Origin of the sequence: Azospirillum sp. INR13, assembly GCF_015390205.1 — a bacterium.
Classification (GTDB): Bacteria; Pseudomonadota; Alphaproteobacteria; order Azospirillales; family Azospirillaceae; genus Azospirillum.
Map to the genome: position 1 here is coordinate 43,793 of NZ_VUOI01000003.1, position 16,208 is coordinate 60,000.

Below are 16,208 nucleotides of genomic sequence, written 5' to 3' on the forward strand. Positions count from 1 at the left end.
GCTTCCTCGAAAGAGGGCGGCGGCCAGCGCCAGCGGGGCGGCGATCCAGCCGGCCATCACGGCCAGCAGCAGCGGGACGGACAGCTGGACATGGGCGGCGAGGCCGGCGGTTCCGGCGAAGGTGCTGACGCCCTTGAAGCCGGTCAAATTGAACAGGCGGTAGGCGTCGGCCGGGTTGGCGAGCAGCAGCCAGTTCAGCGCCTCCACCCCGATGCCGCTGCCGCCGACCAGCAGGCCCAGCAGAGCCATGTCGTAGAGCAGCACGAAGCAGAGCCACACCGCCACCGCGATGCCGGCCGCCGTGCCGCGGTCGCGCACGATGGTGGAGGCAAGATAGCCGAGTGCGGTGAAGGCGGCGCCCAGCATCACGCTGGATCCGATCATCGCGGCGAAGGCGCGCCAGCTCTCGGTGGCGATGGCAGTGTTGCCCATCGCCATCGCCACCCCGGCGGCGCCGTAGCCGACGACGGTGGCCAGCGCGATCACCGCGGCATGCCCCAGGAACTTGCCGAGCAGCAATTGCCAGCGCGCCACCGGGTAGGACAGCAGCAGGGTCATGGTGCCGCGGTCGATCTCCCCCACCACCGCGTCGAAGGACAGCAGCAGCGCGATCAGCGGCAGCAGGAAGATGGTCAGGCTGGACAGGCTGACGATGGTGACCTCCACCGGGCCGACGCCGACCGTGCCGGTGGGGGCGGAGCCGAGGAAGCTCAGCGTCAGGGCCAGCGCCGCCATCAGCAGTGTGGTTGCGACGACCCAGCGGTTGCGGGTCGCCTCGCGCAGTTCCTTGCCGGCGATGATGAGTAGCGTGTTCATTCGGCGGCCTCCCGGCGCAGGAAGTGGGCGTACATCTCGTCCAGGCTGGGCTGGACGATCTCGATGTCCTTGACGGCGATGTTGGCTGCCGGACCGTCGCAGGCGATGCGGCGCACCAGATCGATCTTGTCGTCGTTGGCGCAGGCCAGCTCCACCACCCCGCCGGCCAGGCGGGTCAGGGCGGCGCCCTCCCCCACCCGAACCGCCAGGGCGTCGATGTCGCCGGTCGGCAGGGTCAGGCGGATGCGCACCGGCAATTGGGCGAGGCTGCGCAGGGTGGCGAGCGAGCCATCGGCGACCTTGCGGCCCCGGCTCATCACCACCACGCGGTCGGCCTGCCCCTCCAACTCGGTCAGGGCGTGGCTGCACAGCAGGACGGTGGCGCCCTGGTCGCGCAGTTCCGCCACGATGGCGTAGAAGCTCTGGCGCAGCGCCGGGTCGAGGCCGGTGGTCGGCTCGTCCAGGAACAACAGATTCGGGCCGCCGAGCAGGGCCTGGGCCAATGCCAGCCGCTGGCGCATGCCCTTGGAATAGGTGGAAACGCGGCGTTTGATCGCGGCGGGCTCCAGCCCGACCTTCTCGAACAGCGCGTCGTTTTGGCGGCGCGGGGCGCCTTTCAGCCGGGCGTAGAAGTCCAGCGTCTCCCGTCCGGTCATGTTGGGATGGAAGGCGACGTTTTCCGGCAGGAAGCCGATCCGGCGGCGGATCGGGGAACAGGCGGCGCTGGCCGGGTCGCCGCCCAGCACGCGGATGCTGCCCTCGGTGGGTGTCGTCAGGCCGAGCATCAGCTTGATGAGAGAGCTCTTGCCGGCGCCGTTGTGCCCGACCATCGCCACGCATTCGCCGGGCGCCAGCGTCATGTCCACGCCGCGCACCGCCTCGGTCTCGCCATAGCGCTTGGTGACGCCCCGCACCTCTGCGGTGAAGTCGGTCATGGCTGGTTCCTTTCGGCAGATTGGACGGGAACGGACATGGCGGGAGGCGCCATCAGGGGTGCGCTGTCGATCACGCCGCCGGGGTGCAGGGCCGGGAACTGCTTCTGCGCCCAGCGGATCACCTGGACGCCGGGGCTGTTCATCAGCAGCTTGGCCGCCGGATAGGCCCACATCACGCGGTCGACCACGTCGTTGGGGCGATAGGGCTCGTCGGAGATGCCGTCGCCGTTCAGGTCGAAGGCGGCATTGTCGGACCAGTAGTTGCCCCGCCCCTTCTCCGACCAGTCGAGGAAGCGGGTGCCGACATACTTCACCTGGGTGCGGTTGCCGATGAAGGCGTTGCCGGTCATGCTGTTGCGCTCGGACCCGGCGGTGAAATGGACGCCGATCTCGCAGCCCTCGAACCGGTTGCCGGCGAAGCGGTTCTTGTTGGCGTTGTAGATGAAGACGCATTTCCAGGTGCCGCTGCGCAGCCGGCCGTCCATCGCCTCGCTGTCATGGGGGATGTCGTTGTCGGCCAGCGCCTCGCCGCTGTCGGACACCGCGCCGGCGAAGCGGCCGGCGACGCTGTTGTTCGTGAACTGCGCGCTGTTTGCGGCGTTCAGCAGGAAGCCGTGCTCCCGGTCGGCGACGGAGCGGTTGTCCTTCACCACCAGATTGTTGGAATACATGATGGCATAGCCGACGCTGCTGCCGATCGAGACGTTGCCCGACACCTCGGAGTCGTTGGTGTACATGTAGTGGACGGCGAAGCGGACCCTCTCGAAGCGGTTTCCGGCGAACAGGTTCTTGCGCGAGGTGGTGGTGAAGACGCCGTCGCGGGCATCGCGCACGCTGTTGTCGAGCACGCGGGTGCCGGGCGCGTTCCAGATCTGGATGCCGTTGCCGCGTTCCGACACGCGCAGGTCGGTGCGGCCGGTGATGTCGTTGCGGCGGACGAGGCTGTCGTCGGCGCCCCAGACATAGATGCCGATCAGCGTGTCGCGCAGCCGGTTGTCCTCCACCACGGCCCGCTTGGCGGTCTTGCTGAGGAAGATGCCGGAATGCTGATCGAACAGGCTGGTGCCGGTGTCGCGCAGCTCCAGCCCGCGGATCGTGACGTCGGGGGCGGTGACGGTGACGACGGTGCCCTTCCCTTCCCCGTCCAGCACGGCGCCGGGCTCACCCTCCAGGGTCAGCGGCTTGTCGACCTTCACCGGGCCGCTGTGCCGGCCGGCGGCGAGCCGCAGCGTGTCGCCGGGGCTCGCCGCGGCGATGGCGGCGGTCAGCTCGCCCGGAGCCACCGTGATGGTGGCCGCCAGCGCCGGGGTGCCGAGCAGAACCGTGCCGAGGATGGTCGCCGTGCGGAGGAGCATGGGGAGGGTCCTGTTTGGGGCGGATCCCCTCTCCCCCACGCTTTCGCGCAAACGAAGTTTGCGCTGTCGCGGCAGGCGGACCAAAGGTCCGCTGAGAGCGGGGAGAGGGTTAGGGTGAGGGGGACGCATTGCGGGACCTTTGCAAAAATCCTGCGGTGCATCCCCCTCATCCCGACCCTCTCCCCAGGGGGGAGAGGGAGATCTTCCGGGAGGGAGAGGGCCTAGATCCCGATCAGGTCGAACGCGGCTCGACCAGCATGCGGCCGCCCATTTCCATGTGCAGGGCGTGGCAGAACCACTGGCAATAGTACCAGTGCACGCCCGGACGGTCGGCGGTGAAGGTGACCGACGCGGTCTGCTGCGGGCTGATCTCCATGCAGACGCCGTGGTTGGTCATGGTGAAGCCGTGGGTCAGGTCGTCCACATCGTCCATGTTGGAGATGTAGACCGTCACCTCGTCGCCCTGCTTCACCGTGAACTCCTCGATGCCGAAGGCCGGGGCGCGGCTCCACATGTAGACGCGGACCTTGTTGCCGTCGCGGATCACCTTGGTGTCGTTGTCCAGGTCCACCCCGTCCTTCTTGGCCTGGATGCGGGCGTCCTCCCACATCTTGTCGTCGCGGGTGTAGATGCTCTTCGGATTGACCTTGGAGCGGTGGACGATCAGCGTGTCGTGCGGCTCGGCGAAGGTGGGGCCGTCATGGACCAGCTTCATCTCGTCGCCGGAGATGTCGATCAGCTGGTCGTTCTCCGGCTTCATCGGACCGACGTTGAGGAAACGGTCCTTGGAGAACTTGTTCAGCACGATCAGCCACTTGCCGTCGGCCTCCTTGGTCTGGCCCATGGAGGTGTGCAGGTGGCCCGGCTGGTAGTGCACGTCCAGCTTCTGGATGATGGGATCGACCTTCTCGCCCTTGAAGGCGCGCTTGGCCTTGTCGATGTTCCACTTCACCACCTGGCTGTCGAGGAACAGGGTGGTGTAGGCGTTGCCGCGCCCGTCATAGGCGGTGTGGAGCGGGCCGAGGCCGACCTGCGGTTCGGCGACGATCACGTCGCGCGGCTTGATCTTGTCCTCGAACAGCTCGTCCAGCTTGCGCACGTCCATGACCGAGACGGTCGGCGACAGCTTGCCGTTCACGGTGACGTGGATGCCGTCGGGGGCGGTGTTGACGCCGTGCGGGCTGTTGGGGATCGGGATGTAGCGGGTGTAGGCGCTGCCGTGGCGGCCGTCGACGATCGGCACGCCGTTGATGACCTCCACCTTGCCGGCCTTCACCGCCTCTTCGATGCGCTTGATGTTGAAGACGACCAGCCAATCCTGCTCGTTGGCCGTCATCTCGGCCGTCGTCACCCCTTCCTCGGAGTTGTAGCAGGTCGAGAAGACGTATTTGCCCTGATAGTCGGCGTCGGTGTTGTCCAGGTTGCCGTCGACCCACACCTGCCAGGCGATCTTCATCGAATCGCCGTCGATGGCGGTGAAGTGCGAGCGGTACTTCTTCGGCTCGTCCAGGATCTTGCCGTCGTTCGGCGTCGGCACGCGCTGCTCGCCGTTGCAGAAGACGTAGCCGGTGCGTGGGTACTTCTGCAGGCGCAGGCCGTGGATCGCCGAGGCGTTCGGCACCTCGATGATGACGTCCGGCTTCATGATGTCGCAGCGGATGCGCGTCACCCGGCTGTTGGCCTTGTCGTTGGCGAAGATGTAGCGCCCGTCATAGGTCCCGTCGGTGAAGGACATGTGCGGGTGGTGCAGGTCGCCGTTCAGGTACTCGCCACCGCGCTTGGACAGGAAGGCCTTGGTCTCTTCCGTCAGGTTGGCGGTCAGGATCCTGCGGCTCTCGTTGGTCAGGCCCCAGCCGGTGGCGGAGCAGCGGTTGAACACCGGGATGCGCATCAGTTCGCGCATCGACGGCAGGCCCATGATGCGGACCTCGCCGGAATGGCCGCCGGAATGGAAGACGTAATATTCGTCGAGATCGCCGGGCTTCACCTCGACGCTCTGGTGGCCGGCCTGCGGGGACGCGGCCAGGGCAGCGGAGGCGCCGAACAGCGCGTTCCCGGCAATGCCGCCGGCGGCGGCACCGCCCACGGCACCGGTCAGGCCGGCGAGCGCCGCCGCCTTCGCCGTTCCGCCCAGAAGGGCACGGCGGTTGACGCCTGCCGTGTTGTTCGTCTCGTTCGACATGGTCTGCTCCTTCGCTGACCCCGTTCGGGGGCTGTCAAGAGACCCGTTGCGACCGGGTCAGGTTATGGGATTGAGGAGGGGATGGCGGTCAGGACCCGTGGGGCCGCAGCGTCAGCCGGCCGGTGGCCGGGTCGGCGGTCGCCACGGCGGTTCGGGCGGCGGCCGGTTTTGGCGGCTTCCTTCTCCGCTGCAGCCTTGGCCTCGGCGGCCTGCCACTTCTCGCGCTTCTGCCGCTTCTGGATCATGACCGGGCATTTGTGGTCGTGGTGGTAGAGCATCTGGCAGTGCAGGCACTGGATGCATTCGTTGGGGTTGATCGTGCCGTCGGGGTGGATGGCCTGCACCGGGCATTCGTTGCCGCAGCGCTGGCACGGGCTGCCGCATTCCTTGTAGCGGCGCAGCCAGTCGAACATCCGCAGCCGGCCGGGGATCGCCAGCGCCGCTCCCAGCGGGCAGAGATAGCGGCAGAAGAAGCGTTCGATGACCAGACCGGCCGCCAGCAGGGCCACGGCGAAGGCCACGAACCACCAGTCGCGGATGAAATGCAGGATGATGGCGGTCTTGAACGGCTCGATCTCCGCGGCCTTCTCCGCCGTCGCCAGCGATTGCAGCGAAAAGCCGAACAGCAGCAGGAAGATGATGTACTTGATCGGCCACAGTCGCTGGTGCAGGGCGAAGGGCACGGTGATCTGGCGGATGCCGATCCTTTTCGCCGCCTTCGACGCCAGTTCCTGCAGCGCGCCGAACGGGCAGAGCCAGCCGCAGAAGGCGCCCCGGCCCCAGAACAGCAGCGACGCCGCCACCGAGAACCACAGGATGAACACCAGCGGGTCCATCATGAAATAGTCCCAGCGGAAATCGGTGCGCAGCGCGTTGGCGAAGGTCAGGACATTGACCACCGACAGCTGGGCCGTGGCGTACCAGCCGAGCCAGACCAGGGTGAAGACCAGATAGGCCGTCCGCACCCGCTCATACAGCGCCGGTCGCTTCGTCAGCTGGTCCTGGAAGAAGAAGATGCCGGTCAGCAGCAGGATGGCGGCGGACAGGATCGCGATGTCGAGCTGCCGGTTCTGCCAGATGCGCTGCCACAGCGGCGTTTCGGCGGCCTCCTCGGCCTCCGCCTCGCCGGCGGCCTGGATGGCGGCGCTGTGGGTGGCGGATTGCGCGGCAGGCTGGGCGGCAGCCGCGACGGCCGGCTTTTCGATCTTCAGATATTTGTCGGGCGGCTGGTAGCCGAGGTCGAAGGTGACGAACACCTTGTCCAGCGCCGCGATGGCCCGCTGCACCAGCAGTTGCAGGCGCCATGGCTCGGCCGGGTCGAATTCGGTGCCCTCCGGCAGCAGAAACAGGCCGATTTCGGGGAAGTCGGGGGCACCGGCCGCGGCGGTGCTTCCCATGCGCTTGTGCATCTTGTCGCGGAAGCGGATGGATCCCTCATGCTGCACCATCTCGACCCGGTCGAAGATGCCGCCGCGGACATAGCCCGAGCCCTTGAAGGAATAGCGCCCCCGCCCCGCCACCCACACCGCCTGCTGGCCCGGCTTCAGCCGCTTGGTCAGCGCCTCGTACTCCGCATCGCCCAGCAGCGAGCGGCCGATGGTGGGGATGGTGACCAGGGCGGCGTAGAGGTCGATGAAGGTGTCGTCGGAATTGCCGGGTTCGGCGCGGGCGATGGCTTCGGCCTTGCCGGTGCGCTCGAAGGCGGCGTTCACCTCCCCCACCGTCAGGGTCAGGCGGCGGACCGAGCCGTCGCCGATCAGGGTCGCCCAGTCCTCCACCGCGTCCTTCGACAGGTCGATGGTCTTCGTCACGGTGGGGGCCGCCTCCGCCACGGTCTTGCCGAGGGCGGTCATCACCTTCTTGCCGGAGCGGATGATCGAATCGCCGATCACCATCACCGTCACGGTGGCACCCGACACGATGTCCACCGGCGGACTGGCGGCGCTCTGGGTGGCGAGCGCCAGCACGTTCTTGCCGACATAGCCGTCGATGAAGCCGTTGATGCGGGCCGGCGGGATGCCGATCAGCACGATGGGCTCGTGATGGTCCATCAGCCGCGCGCCCGTCACCGTGCCGTCCGGCGTCATCCCCACCACCACGTCGATGGGCCGGCCCGAATAGCCGGTGGTGTTGACGAAGTCGGAGGTGAGATAGGCATGACCGACCACGACATCGCCCTTGTAGACGGGGATGGTGGGGGCGTTGGCGGCCGGTGCGCCGAAGCGGTCGGCGCCGGGAACGAGGTCGGCGGGCTGGAGCTTCGCCAGATAGGGCAGCAGCCGGCCGCCATCGGCGGCATGCGCCGCGGCGATACCGGTCAGCAGCAGAAGGACGGCGATGATGGCCGATCCTACCCAGCGTTGTAAGCGCGTGAACCTCACGACGGCCATCCTCCGGCATTCGCCTTTTGGCTTAGGTGTCTGACCGGGATGAAAGCGCGCGGCGGCCGGAAGGTCTTGACCGCGGTCAAGAGCGGGGCGGGGTTGCTGAGAAAATGTGCAGGTCGGCAACTTTTGATGGGAGGGGGAGGGAGATCCGGCGTTGCGCCGACGGAATACCTCTAAGGAGCAAGGCGCCGCTGCGAGACATTTCCGACAATTTGGGGTTGGAACGGTCAGCCCGAGATAAAGCGGAAGGCCGCATCCCATGAGCGCAGCCCGGCAACCCAGCCCAGCCCGCCGCACCGATGCTTCCACATCTGCCGATGCCCTGCTGTCGCCGGAACCGGTTCCGCCGGTCGATCCGGGAACACGTCGGCGCGAGATCGCCATGTTCCTGCTGCTGGCCGTGTTCATCTGGCCGGTGCTGTCGATCGCCGTCGTCGGCGGCTATGGCTTTGCCGTGTGGATATCGCAGATGATCCTGGGGCCCCCCGGTCCGCCGCCGGTTTGACGGAGGCCGCGCCGATGACCGCGGATGCCATTGACAGGGGACGGCGGGGGTTCCTGCAAGGCCGTCCGGCAAGCGGTCCCGCACCGATCCATCCGCCCTGGTCGCGTCCCGATTATTTCACTGCGCTCTGCACCCGTTGCGGTGCCTGTGCCAATGCCTGTCCGGAGGCGATCCTGCGTCCGGGCGACGGCGGCTATCCGGAGGTCGACTTCACGCGCGGCGAATGCAGCTTCTGCGGCGCCTGCGCCGATGCATGTTCCGAGCCGATCTTCGACCGGACCGCCATACCCTGGGCGTTGCGCGCGACCGTCACGGACGATTGTCTGGCGGTGCGGCGGGTGGTGTGCCGCAGCTGCCAGGATGCCTGTCCGGAAGGGGCCATCCGCTTTCTCCCCGCCGCGGGCGGGGCCGCCCATGCGCGCATCGACGATGCCGCCTGCACCGGTTGCGGCGCCTGCGTGGCCGCCTGCCCGGCCGGTGCCGTGACCCTCGACCACCAGACCGGGAGCCCAGCCCATGCCGCTCGATGACACCATTGGATCGGCGCCCGCCGGCGAACTCCACATCGCCTCGCTGCTGCTGCATGTGCGGCCCGACCGCCAGCCGACGGTCTGCGCGGCAATCGAGGCCATGCCCGGCACCGAGCTTCACATCGAACAGTCCGGCAAGATGGTGGTCACCGTCGAAGGACCGCATGAGGGCTGGATCGCCGACCGCATGACCGCGCTGCATCTGCTGGACGGCGTGTTCTCCGCGGTCATGGTCTTCCACCACGTCGACCATGGGGAGGGGATGCCGCCTTCCGAACCCTGACCGGCAAAACGCTGCCCTGCCCTGCCCGCCCGACCCGAACGCCAGAAGAAAAGGGGGAACGCCCATGTTGGACCGTCGCGATTTCATCAAGGCCCAGGCGGTGGCCGCCGCCGCTGCCGCAGGCGGCATCAGCCTGCCGGCCGCCGCCCAGAGCTCGATGGTGGCGGGCGAGGACACGGCGCTGAAATGGTCGAAGGCACCCTGCCGCTTCTGCGGCACCGGCTGCGGCGTGATGGTCGCGACCAAGGACAATCGGGTCGTCGCCACCCACGGCGACATGCAGGCGGAGGTCAACCGTGGCCTGAACTGCGTGAAGGGCTATTTCCTGTCCAAGATCATGTACGGGCAGGACCGCCTGACCCAGCCTCTGCTGCGCATGCGTGACGGCAAGTACCACAAGGACGGCGAGTTCCAGCCGGTTTCCTGGGACCGGGCCTTCGACGAGATGGCCAGCCAGTGGAAGCGCGTGCTGAAGGCCAAGGGACCCGACGCGGTCGGCATGTTCGGCTCCGGGCAATGGACGATCTGGGAGGGCTATGCGGCATCCAAGCTGATGCGCGCCGGCTTCCGCACCAACAACCTGGACCCCAACGCCCGCCACTGCATGGCGTCGGCCGCCGTCGCCTTCATCCGCACCTTCGGCATGGACGAGCCGATGGGCTGCTACGACGATTTCGAGCATGCCGACGCCTTCGTCCTCTGGGGCTCCAACATGGCGGAGATGCACCCCATCCTGTGGACGCGCATCACCGACCGCCGGCTGGCGCACAGCCATGTGAAGGTGGCGGTGCTGTCGACCTTCGAGCACCGCAGCTTCGAGCTGGCCGACATCCCGATGATCTTCGAGCCGGGAACCGATCTGGCGATCCTGAACTATATCGCCAACCACATCATCCAGACCAACCGGGTGAACAGGGAGTTCATCGAGAAGCACTGCAACTTCCGCCTGGGGCAGAAGGACATCGGCTATGGCCTGCGCCCGGAAAGCGTGCTGGAGGTGCGGGCGGCCAACGCCAAGGACCCGGCGGATTCCAAGCCCATCGACTTCGACGCCTTCGCCAAGTTCGTCAGCACCTACACGCTGGACTACACCGCCGAGCTGACCAAGGTGCCGAAGGAGCGGTTGCTGGCGCTCGCCGAGATGTATGCCGATCCGAAGACCAAGGTCATGTCGCTGTGGACCATGGGGTTCAACCAGCATGTCCGCGGCGTGTGGGTGAACCACATGGTCTACAACATCCATCTGCTGACCGGGAAAATCTCCGAACCCGGCAACAGCCCCTTCTCGCTGACCGGCCAGCCGTCCGCCTGCGGCACCGCGCGCGAGGTCGGCACCTTCTCCCACCGCCTGCCGGCCGACATGCAGGTCGCCAACCCGACCCACCGCGCCCACACGGAGGAAGCCTGGAAGCTGCCCAAGGGGCTGCTGCCGGCCAAGGTCGGTTACCACGCCGTCCAGCAGGACCGCATGCTGAAGGACGGCAAGCTCAACGCCTACTGGATCATGGTGAACAACAACCTGCAGGCAGCCCCGAACAGCGCCAACGAGACCTATCCCGGCTACCGCAATCCCGAGAATTTCATCGTGGTGTCCGACGCCTATCCCACCGTCACCGCCTCGGCCGCCGACCTGATCCTGCCGGCTGCCATGTGGGTGGAGAAGGAGGGCGCCTACGGCAATGCCGAGCGCCGCACCCATTTCTGGCACCAGCTGGTCACCGCACCGGGCGAGGCGCGCTCCGACCTCTGGCAGCTGATGGAGTTCTCCAAGCGCTTCACCACGGACGAGGTGTGGCCGGCGGAAGTCCTGGACGCCAACCCCTCCTATCGCGGCAAGACGCTGTTCGACGTGCTGTTCCGCAACGGCAACGTCGACCGCTTCCCCCTGTCGGAGGTGAATGCCGAGTACGCCAACGACGAGTCCAAGGATTTCGGCTTCTACGTCCAGAAGGGGCTGTTCGAGGAGTATGCCGGTTTCGGCCGCGGCCATGGCCATGATCTGGCGCCCTTCGACACCTACCATCAGGTGCGCGGGCTGCGATGGCCGGTGGTGGACGGCAAGGAGACGCGCTGGCGCTACCGCGAGGGGCTGGACCCCTTCGTCAAGCCGGGCGAGGATGTTCGCTTCTACGGCAACCCGGATGGCAAGGCCAACATCTTCGCCTTCCCCTACGAACCGCCGGCCGAGGAACCGGACAAGGATTTCGACCTGTGGCTGGTCACGGGGCGCGTGCTGGAGCACTGGCACAGCGGGTCCATGACCATGCGGGTGCCGGAGCTGTACAAGGCGATGCCGATGGCGCTGGTCTTCATGCATCCCGACGACGCCAAGGCGCGCGGCCTGCGCCGTGGGTCCGAAGTGAAGGTCGTCTCGCGGCGCGGCGAGATGCAGACGCGGGTGGAGACGCGCGGGCGCAACAAGCCGCCGCGCGGCGTGGTCTTCGTGCCCTGGTTCGACTCCGCCCGGCTGATCAACAAGTGCACGCTGGACGCCACCGACCCGATCAGCAAGCAGTCCGACTTCAAGAAATGCGCCGTCAAGATCGTTGCGGTCTGAGGGAGGAGTTGAGCCATGCGTCCCCATCACCTCGCCGCGCTGGCGGTGCTGCCCTTCCTCGTGCCGGCCGTGCTGTCGGCCCAAAACGCCGAACCGCGCCGTCTGGATTCGCCCTTCCGGCCGCCGGTGAACTTCGTCGAGCAGAACAACACCCCGCCGATTCCGCCCGACGTCACCGACGACCGCCGGGTCGCCCGCAATTACCCCGAACAGCCGCCGGTGATCCCGCACAATGTCCGCGATTACCAGATCACGCTGAACAACAACCAGTGCCTGACCTGCCACAGCCGCCGCTTCACCGAGGCGGTACAGGCGCCGATGGTCAGCATCACCCATTATGTCGACCGTGACGGCCAGACGCTGGGTGCCGTCGCGCCACGGCGCTATTTCTGCATGCAGTGCCATGTGCCGCAGACGACGGCGCAGCCCATCGTCCCCAACACCTTCACCGACCTCGACACCCTGGTCAGCCGGCCATCCGACCGGGGAGACCGCCGATGAAGGCGCGCATTCCGGTCTCGGTGCGGCGGGCGTGGCAGACCATCTCCCGCCCCAGCCGCACCCTCAGCCTGGGGTTTCTGACGCTGGGCGGCTTCCTGGCCGGCGTGTTCTTCTGGGGCGGCTTCAACACCGCGCTGGAGGCGACCAACACCGAGGCCTTCTGCATCAGCTGCCACGAGATGCAGTCGAACGTCTATGAGGAGATGAAGCAGACCATCCACTTCACCAACCGGTCGGGTGTGCGGGCGACCTGCCCCGACTGCCATGTCCCGCACGAGTGGACCGACAAGATCGCCCGCAAGATGCAGGCGTCGAAGGAGGTCTGGGGCAAGATCTTCGGCACCATCGACACCCGCGACAAGTTCGTCGCCATGCGCCGGGAACTGGCGGAGCATGAATGGGCGCGTCTGAAGTCGAACAATTCGCTGGAATGCCGCAACTGCCACAGCGCGGACTCCATGGACATCACCAAGCAGGGGGCGCGGGCGGCGCGCATCCACGAACAATATCTGTTCAGCGGCGAGCGCACCTGCATCGACTGCCACAAGGGCATCGCCCACCGCCTGCCCGACATGCAGGGCGTCCCGCCCGGCTGGAGCGAGGCGTCGGACAATCCGCAGATGCCCATCGGCCATTGGCTGGCCAGCACGGGGGCGGATGTCGAGATGAATGGCGGGGTGGCCCTGCCCGCCCCCGCCCCGCGGTGACCTTGCTGGTCGGAATCCGACCAACCGCCTGCATCATGCGTGGTGGTCGGATTCCGACCAGTCTCAATCGGCCCGGCTTCAACCAGCCGCCGCAGCCAGCACCGCATCGATGGCCGCACGCATCTCCAGCAAGGCCTGACGGTCGGTCTCCGACAACGGCTGCGGCTTCCCCTGCAACTCCCTCAGCACGTCACGCGCCTGGAACACCGGCTTTGCCGCACGCTTGGGCAGCGCGCTGGACGCCACGCCGGCCGGTGCGCTGACCGCCGCGCGCTTCGCCGCCATCTCCGGCGAGGCTGAAGCAGGATCAGCGGCGGGGGAGGGTGGCGCGCCCGCATCCGACCGCTTCAGCTTCCCCCAGGCCCGCACCTGCTCGTCCTGGTCCTCGATCGCCGCCAGGGCCTCCAGCTTCGACTTGGTCGGGCGGAAAGCGGCGTAGTCGGCACGGATGGCCGGCGCCAGACGCTGGAACGACAGCATCATGGTGACGTAGGTCTTCTTGCGGCCCAGCGCATCGGCAAGCTGCCGGTGCGAATAGCCGTGCCGCTCCGCCAGCCGGAACAGGGCGTCGGACTCCTCCAGCGGATTCAGGTCGCTCCGCTGCAGGTTCTCGACGATCGCGATCTCTTCGTCGTCGTCGCCGGTGAACAGGATGCCGAAGATGGTTTCCCGTCCAAGCAGCCTCATCGCCCGCAACCGCCGCTCGCCATAGACCAGCTGCCAGCGGTCGTCGGCGATCTGGCGCACGCCGACCGGTTGCTGCAGCCCATGACGGTCGATGGAGGCCGCGAGCCCCTGCAACTCCTCCTCGTCGAACTCGCGCCGCGGCTGGTTCGGGTTGGGGGCGATGCGGTCCACCGGGACTTCGACCAGATGGGGGGCATGGCGGCTGAGGCCGAACAGCGCATCCTTCACGCGGGCGGCGGCCGTGCTGTTGGCGCTCTGGGCGGATTTCTGCGCCTTGCCCAGCAGACTACGCGACACGGTCTACCTCCTTCATGCGGATGATGCGTTCCTCGACCAAGGCGGCGGCGACGTCGCGGTAGACGGCGGCACCGGCGACATCGGGCATGGCCTCGACCGCGGCGCGGCCGACCGAGGTCGCCTGGGCATAGACCGAGGCCTTCGGCACGGGATCGAACACCCGCAAATGCCGACTGTACTGCTCCTGAATCTGCTCCAGAACCTCGCGGTCGTTGCGCTCGCGCTGTTTGTAGATGGTCGGGACGATGCCCAGAACCGACAGGGCGGTGTTCATCCGGCGCCGGATCTTGGCGACATTCTCCAGCAGGAAGCCCATGCCCAGCAGGCTGAACTTTTCCGTCTGGCAGGGGATGATGGCGGTGTGGGCGGCCACCATGGCGTTCTTCGTCAGTTCGCCGATGTTGGGCGGCGTGTCGATGATGATGAAGTCGAAGGTCCGCTTCGCCGCGGCGATCTTCTCCTTCATGATGAAGTCGCCGCCGGCTTCCTTGCCCAGCTCGACCTCGGTCTCGGCCAGCCGGATGGAGGAGGGGGCGACCCGCAGCCCGCTCTCCTCGACGGTGACCAGGATGTCCCGCAGGTCCAGGTCGCCATGCATGACGTAGTAGAGGGTCTTGGCATCGGCCTCCAGCGTGTAGGAGTCGATGCCGAGATGCTGCGTGGCATTGGCCTGCGGATCGCAATCGATCAGCATCGTCGCATAGCCCTGGAGGGCGAGGGCGGAGGCGATGTTGACGGCGGACACCGTCTTGGCGCAGCCGCCCTTCTGGTTCGCCACGACGACGACCAGCGCCGGGCCGCCGAGCTTCTCGACCCCGGCGGCGTCGCGCCTGATCAGCGCATCGAGCGCCGCCGGGATGCGCTCGGCATCATTCTCCCAGCGGCTGACCTTCTGCTTGTCGTAGCGGCGCTGCAGCCGTTCGTTCAGCCAGACGGCGAATTCGGACTGCGACAGCCCCTTCGCCTCGCGGTAGGTCCGCAACTCTTCGCCCTTCACCGTCACCTCCCCGACATGAGCCGGGCGGGAGGGTAGGGGTAGACGCTACGCCGGTCAAGAATGCCGTGGCTGAGGGGCGTTCCGTCTACTGGGGAGCGTCTACCGCCGCCGCGACCTTTTTGCTGCGGCGCGGTGCGCGCGTGGAGGGAAGGGAGGCCAGCTTCTCCTTCCGTGCGGCGACCTCTGCCCGGATGGCGGGCAGGGCAGCGTCGGCGGCCGTCCGCTGCTTCGGCGTCCCGCTGAGGGCAAGCCGCTCGGCGTTGGAGGCCAGCGTGGTCAGGTCGGTGTCGGCCATGGCCGGGAGTTTGTCGATCAGGTCGATCATGCTGCAATCCTGCTTCGGTTGCGGGGGAGGGGACAACGGCCGGGAGGGGGACCGCAGCCTGTGCCGCGGCACTTCCTGCCGGGAAGCCGGGGCGGGGCCTGTGCTGTCCCAGCCGGCGGTCCAGCACCGCGCCAAGCCGCTGTCGGGCGGATGCGGGTTCGAGGAACAGGCGGTGCCGGCTGTGGCTGCCAGCCGCCCGGCCATGTGGGCGACACGCATCCAGGGATCGGCGGAACCCGGGGGCGATGTCGGAACGGCTTTCTTCTGGGGCATGCCCACTCCGGTCCCGGACCCGGGAGAAAAGTGCAGGGGGCGAAAAGCAAAAGGGCGGCCCAAGGCCGCCCTTCTGGATCGCATCAGGATCGTGCCGTTCCGCTGCGCTCAGAGCGCACGCAGGTTCTCGGCCGAAACCTTGCCGCGGCGCGGATCGCGAACGGATTCGAACGACAGCTTCTGGCCTTCGTTCAGGTTGCCCATCCCCGCACGCTCGACGGCGGAGATATGGACGAAAACGTCATCGGAGCCGTCTTCCGGCTGGATGAAACCGAAACCCTTGGTCGAATTGAACCACTTAACAGTACCGTTGGCCATGGGGCAGTGTCCTTTCCCGGGTTGCCGAGCTCAACATGAGCCAAGCATCAAATTCACCTAAGGCAGGAAGTTCAGCCTTCCGAAAGCTGAAAAACACATAACCCAGAGCAACTTCGACCAACCAAACATGGGCGCTTGTTGGCCGCAACGCAAGGGAAAACCCGAAGATCGCGCCGTTATTATTTTTCGGCGGGGACAAAGACACGCGCCGGCCCGGCTCGCATTTTTACTCATCGGGACTTTATCTGTTTCACTGCAACGAGTTGGTTGGGCGGTTCCCGAAGGGCAATGCTGTCCGACCGTGGAAGCCACACTCCGGGTCGGCCACGCTGTTACCGCCGATGGGGTACGTTGACTTTGGCCGCCGCTCTGGCGCAGCTTGCCGGCCTGACCTTCAGCCAGGGTGGGAAGCCATGCCGATCATCACGTCAGCCAGCACGAAGGGTGGGCCGGGAAAGACGACCCTGTCGCTCTGTCTCGCTGACCACTGGCGCCGGGCCGGCCGCAAGGTAGAACTGCTGGATATCGATCCCAACCGCAACCTGACCCAATG

Annotated in this window: 15 protein-coding genes and 1 pseudogene (1 of these 16 cut by a window edge); 7 read left to right on the forward strand and 9 right to left on the reverse strand. The window is 67.0% G+C overall.

Annotation, left to right across the window (positions count from 1 at the left end; translation table 11 throughout):
• Positions 1-66 precede the first annotated feature (66 nt).
• The 5 genes and pseudogenes from F1643_RS03350 to F1643_RS03370 all read right to left on the reverse strand — a co-directional run.
• A pseudogene (locus F1643_RS03350) lies at positions 67-816 on the reverse strand (ABC transporter permease); the annotation flags it as partial.
• The gene (locus F1643_RS03355; protein WP_194910768.1) at positions 813-1,751 is read right to left on the reverse strand and encodes an ABC transporter ATP-binding protein; all 939 of its coding nucleotides are present in this window, start codon (positions 1,749-1,751) and stop codon (positions 813-815) included. The gene F1643_RS03355 and the pseudogene F1643_RS03350, both read right to left, overlap by 4 nt.
• The gene (locus F1643_RS03360) at positions 1,748-3,106 is read right to left on the reverse strand and encodes a nitrous oxide reductase family maturation protein NosD (protein ID WP_194910769.1); all 1,359 of its coding nucleotides are present in this window, start codon (positions 3,104-3,106) and stop codon (positions 1,748-1,750) included. Before F1643_RS03360 ends, F1643_RS03355 begins: the two co-directional genes overlap by 4 nt.
• A gap of 232 nt (positions 3,107-3,338) precedes the next feature.
• Positions 3,339-5,288 carry a TAT-dependent nitrous-oxide reductase gene (nosZ, locus tag F1643_RS03365; RefSeq protein ID WP_194910770.1) on the reverse strand — a complete coding sequence of 650 codons (1,950 nt, stop codon included), beginning with the start codon at positions 5,286-5,288 and terminating at the stop codon, positions 3,339-3,341.
• A 62-nt stretch (positions 5,289-5,350) separates the two neighbouring features.
• Positions 5,351-7,669 carry a 4Fe-4S binding protein gene (locus F1643_RS03370; protein WP_370540449.1) on the reverse strand — a complete coding sequence of 773 codons (2,319 nt, stop codon included), beginning with the start codon at positions 7,667-7,669 and terminating at the stop codon, positions 5,351-5,353.
• A 265-nt stretch (positions 7,670-7,934) separates the two neighbouring features.
• Between F1643_RS03370 and napE the strand changes: the two genes are divergently transcribed.
• The 6 genes from napE to F1643_RS03400 all read left to right on the forward strand — a co-directional run bounded on the left by napE (position 7,935) and on the right by F1643_RS03400 (position 12,758).
• A complete protein-coding gene (napE, locus tag F1643_RS03375) occupies positions 7,935-8,180 on the forward strand; it encodes a periplasmic nitrate reductase, NapE protein (RefSeq protein WP_194910772.1) in 246 nt (81 codons plus the stop codon).
• A 14-nt stretch (positions 8,181-8,194) separates the two neighbouring features.
• Positions 8,195-8,710 carry a ferredoxin-type protein NapF gene (napF, locus tag F1643_RS03380; RefSeq protein ID WP_194910774.1) on the forward strand — a complete coding sequence of 172 codons (516 nt, stop codon included), beginning with the start codon at positions 8,195-8,197 and terminating at the stop codon, positions 8,708-8,710.
• The gene (locus F1643_RS03385) at positions 8,697-8,993 is read left to right on the forward strand and encodes a chaperone NapD (protein WP_194910776.1); all 297 of its coding nucleotides are present in this window, start codon (positions 8,697-8,699) and stop codon (positions 8,991-8,993) included. The genes napF and F1643_RS03385 overlap by 14 nt, the downstream gene beginning before the upstream one ends.
• A 64-nt stretch (positions 8,994-9,057) precedes the next feature.
• Positions 9,058-11,550, forward strand: a complete 2,493-nt coding sequence (napA, locus tag F1643_RS03390) for a periplasmic nitrate reductase subunit alpha (RefSeq protein ID WP_194910788.1) — start codon at positions 9,058-9,060, stop codon at positions 11,548-11,550.
• 15 nt (positions 11,551-11,565) lie between these two features.
• Positions 11,566-12,051: a nitrate reductase cytochrome c-type subunit gene (locus F1643_RS03395; protein WP_194910790.1), complete on the forward strand. Its 486-nt coding sequence runs from the start codon at positions 11,566-11,568 to the stop codon at positions 12,049-12,051.
• Positions 12,048-12,758, forward strand: coding sequence for a cytochrome c3 family protein (locus tag F1643_RS03400; protein ID WP_194910792.1), 711 nt, complete (start codon positions 12,048-12,050; stop codon positions 12,756-12,758). The genes F1643_RS03395 and F1643_RS03400 overlap by 4 nt, the downstream gene beginning before the upstream one ends.
• Before the next feature lie 78 nt (positions 12,759-12,836).
• Here the strand turns inward: F1643_RS03400 and F1643_RS03405 are convergent, their stop codons facing one another.
• The 4 genes from F1643_RS03405 to F1643_RS03420 all read right to left on the reverse strand — a co-directional run bounded on the left by F1643_RS03405 (position 12,837) and on the right by F1643_RS03420 (position 15,655).
• Positions 12,837-13,742: a ParB/RepB/Spo0J family partition protein gene (locus F1643_RS03405; RefSeq protein ID WP_194910795.1), complete on the reverse strand. Its 906-nt coding sequence runs from the start codon at positions 13,740-13,742 to the stop codon at positions 12,837-12,839.
• The gene (locus F1643_RS03410) at positions 13,732-14,739 is read right to left on the reverse strand and encodes an AAA family ATPase (protein WP_194910797.1); all 1,008 of its coding nucleotides are present in this window, start codon (positions 14,737-14,739) and stop codon (positions 13,732-13,734) included. The genes F1643_RS03405 and F1643_RS03410 overlap by 11 nt, the downstream gene beginning before the upstream one ends.
• 85 nt (positions 14,740-14,824) lie before the next feature.
• Entirely contained in the window at positions 14,825-15,064 is a 240-nt protein-coding gene (locus tag F1643_RS03415) for a hypothetical protein (RefSeq protein WP_194910798.1), read from the reverse strand.
• A gap of 381 nt (positions 15,065-15,445) precedes the next feature.
• Positions 15,446-15,655: a cold-shock protein gene (locus F1643_RS03420; protein ID WP_014189265.1), complete on the reverse strand. Its 210-nt coding sequence runs from the start codon at positions 15,653-15,655 to the stop codon at positions 15,446-15,448.
• 413 nt (positions 15,656-16,068) lie between these two features.
• On the opposite strand from F1643_RS03420, the gene F1643_RS03425 reads away from it, so the two are divergent.
• Positions 16,069-16,208, forward strand: partial view of a ParA family protein gene (locus F1643_RS03425; RefSeq protein ID WP_194910800.1) — the 5' portion only. It continues 496 nt past the right edge of the window; 140 of the gene's 636 nt are visible here — the first part of the coding sequence; the start codon lies at positions 16,069-16,071; its stop codon lies beyond the right edge, outside the window.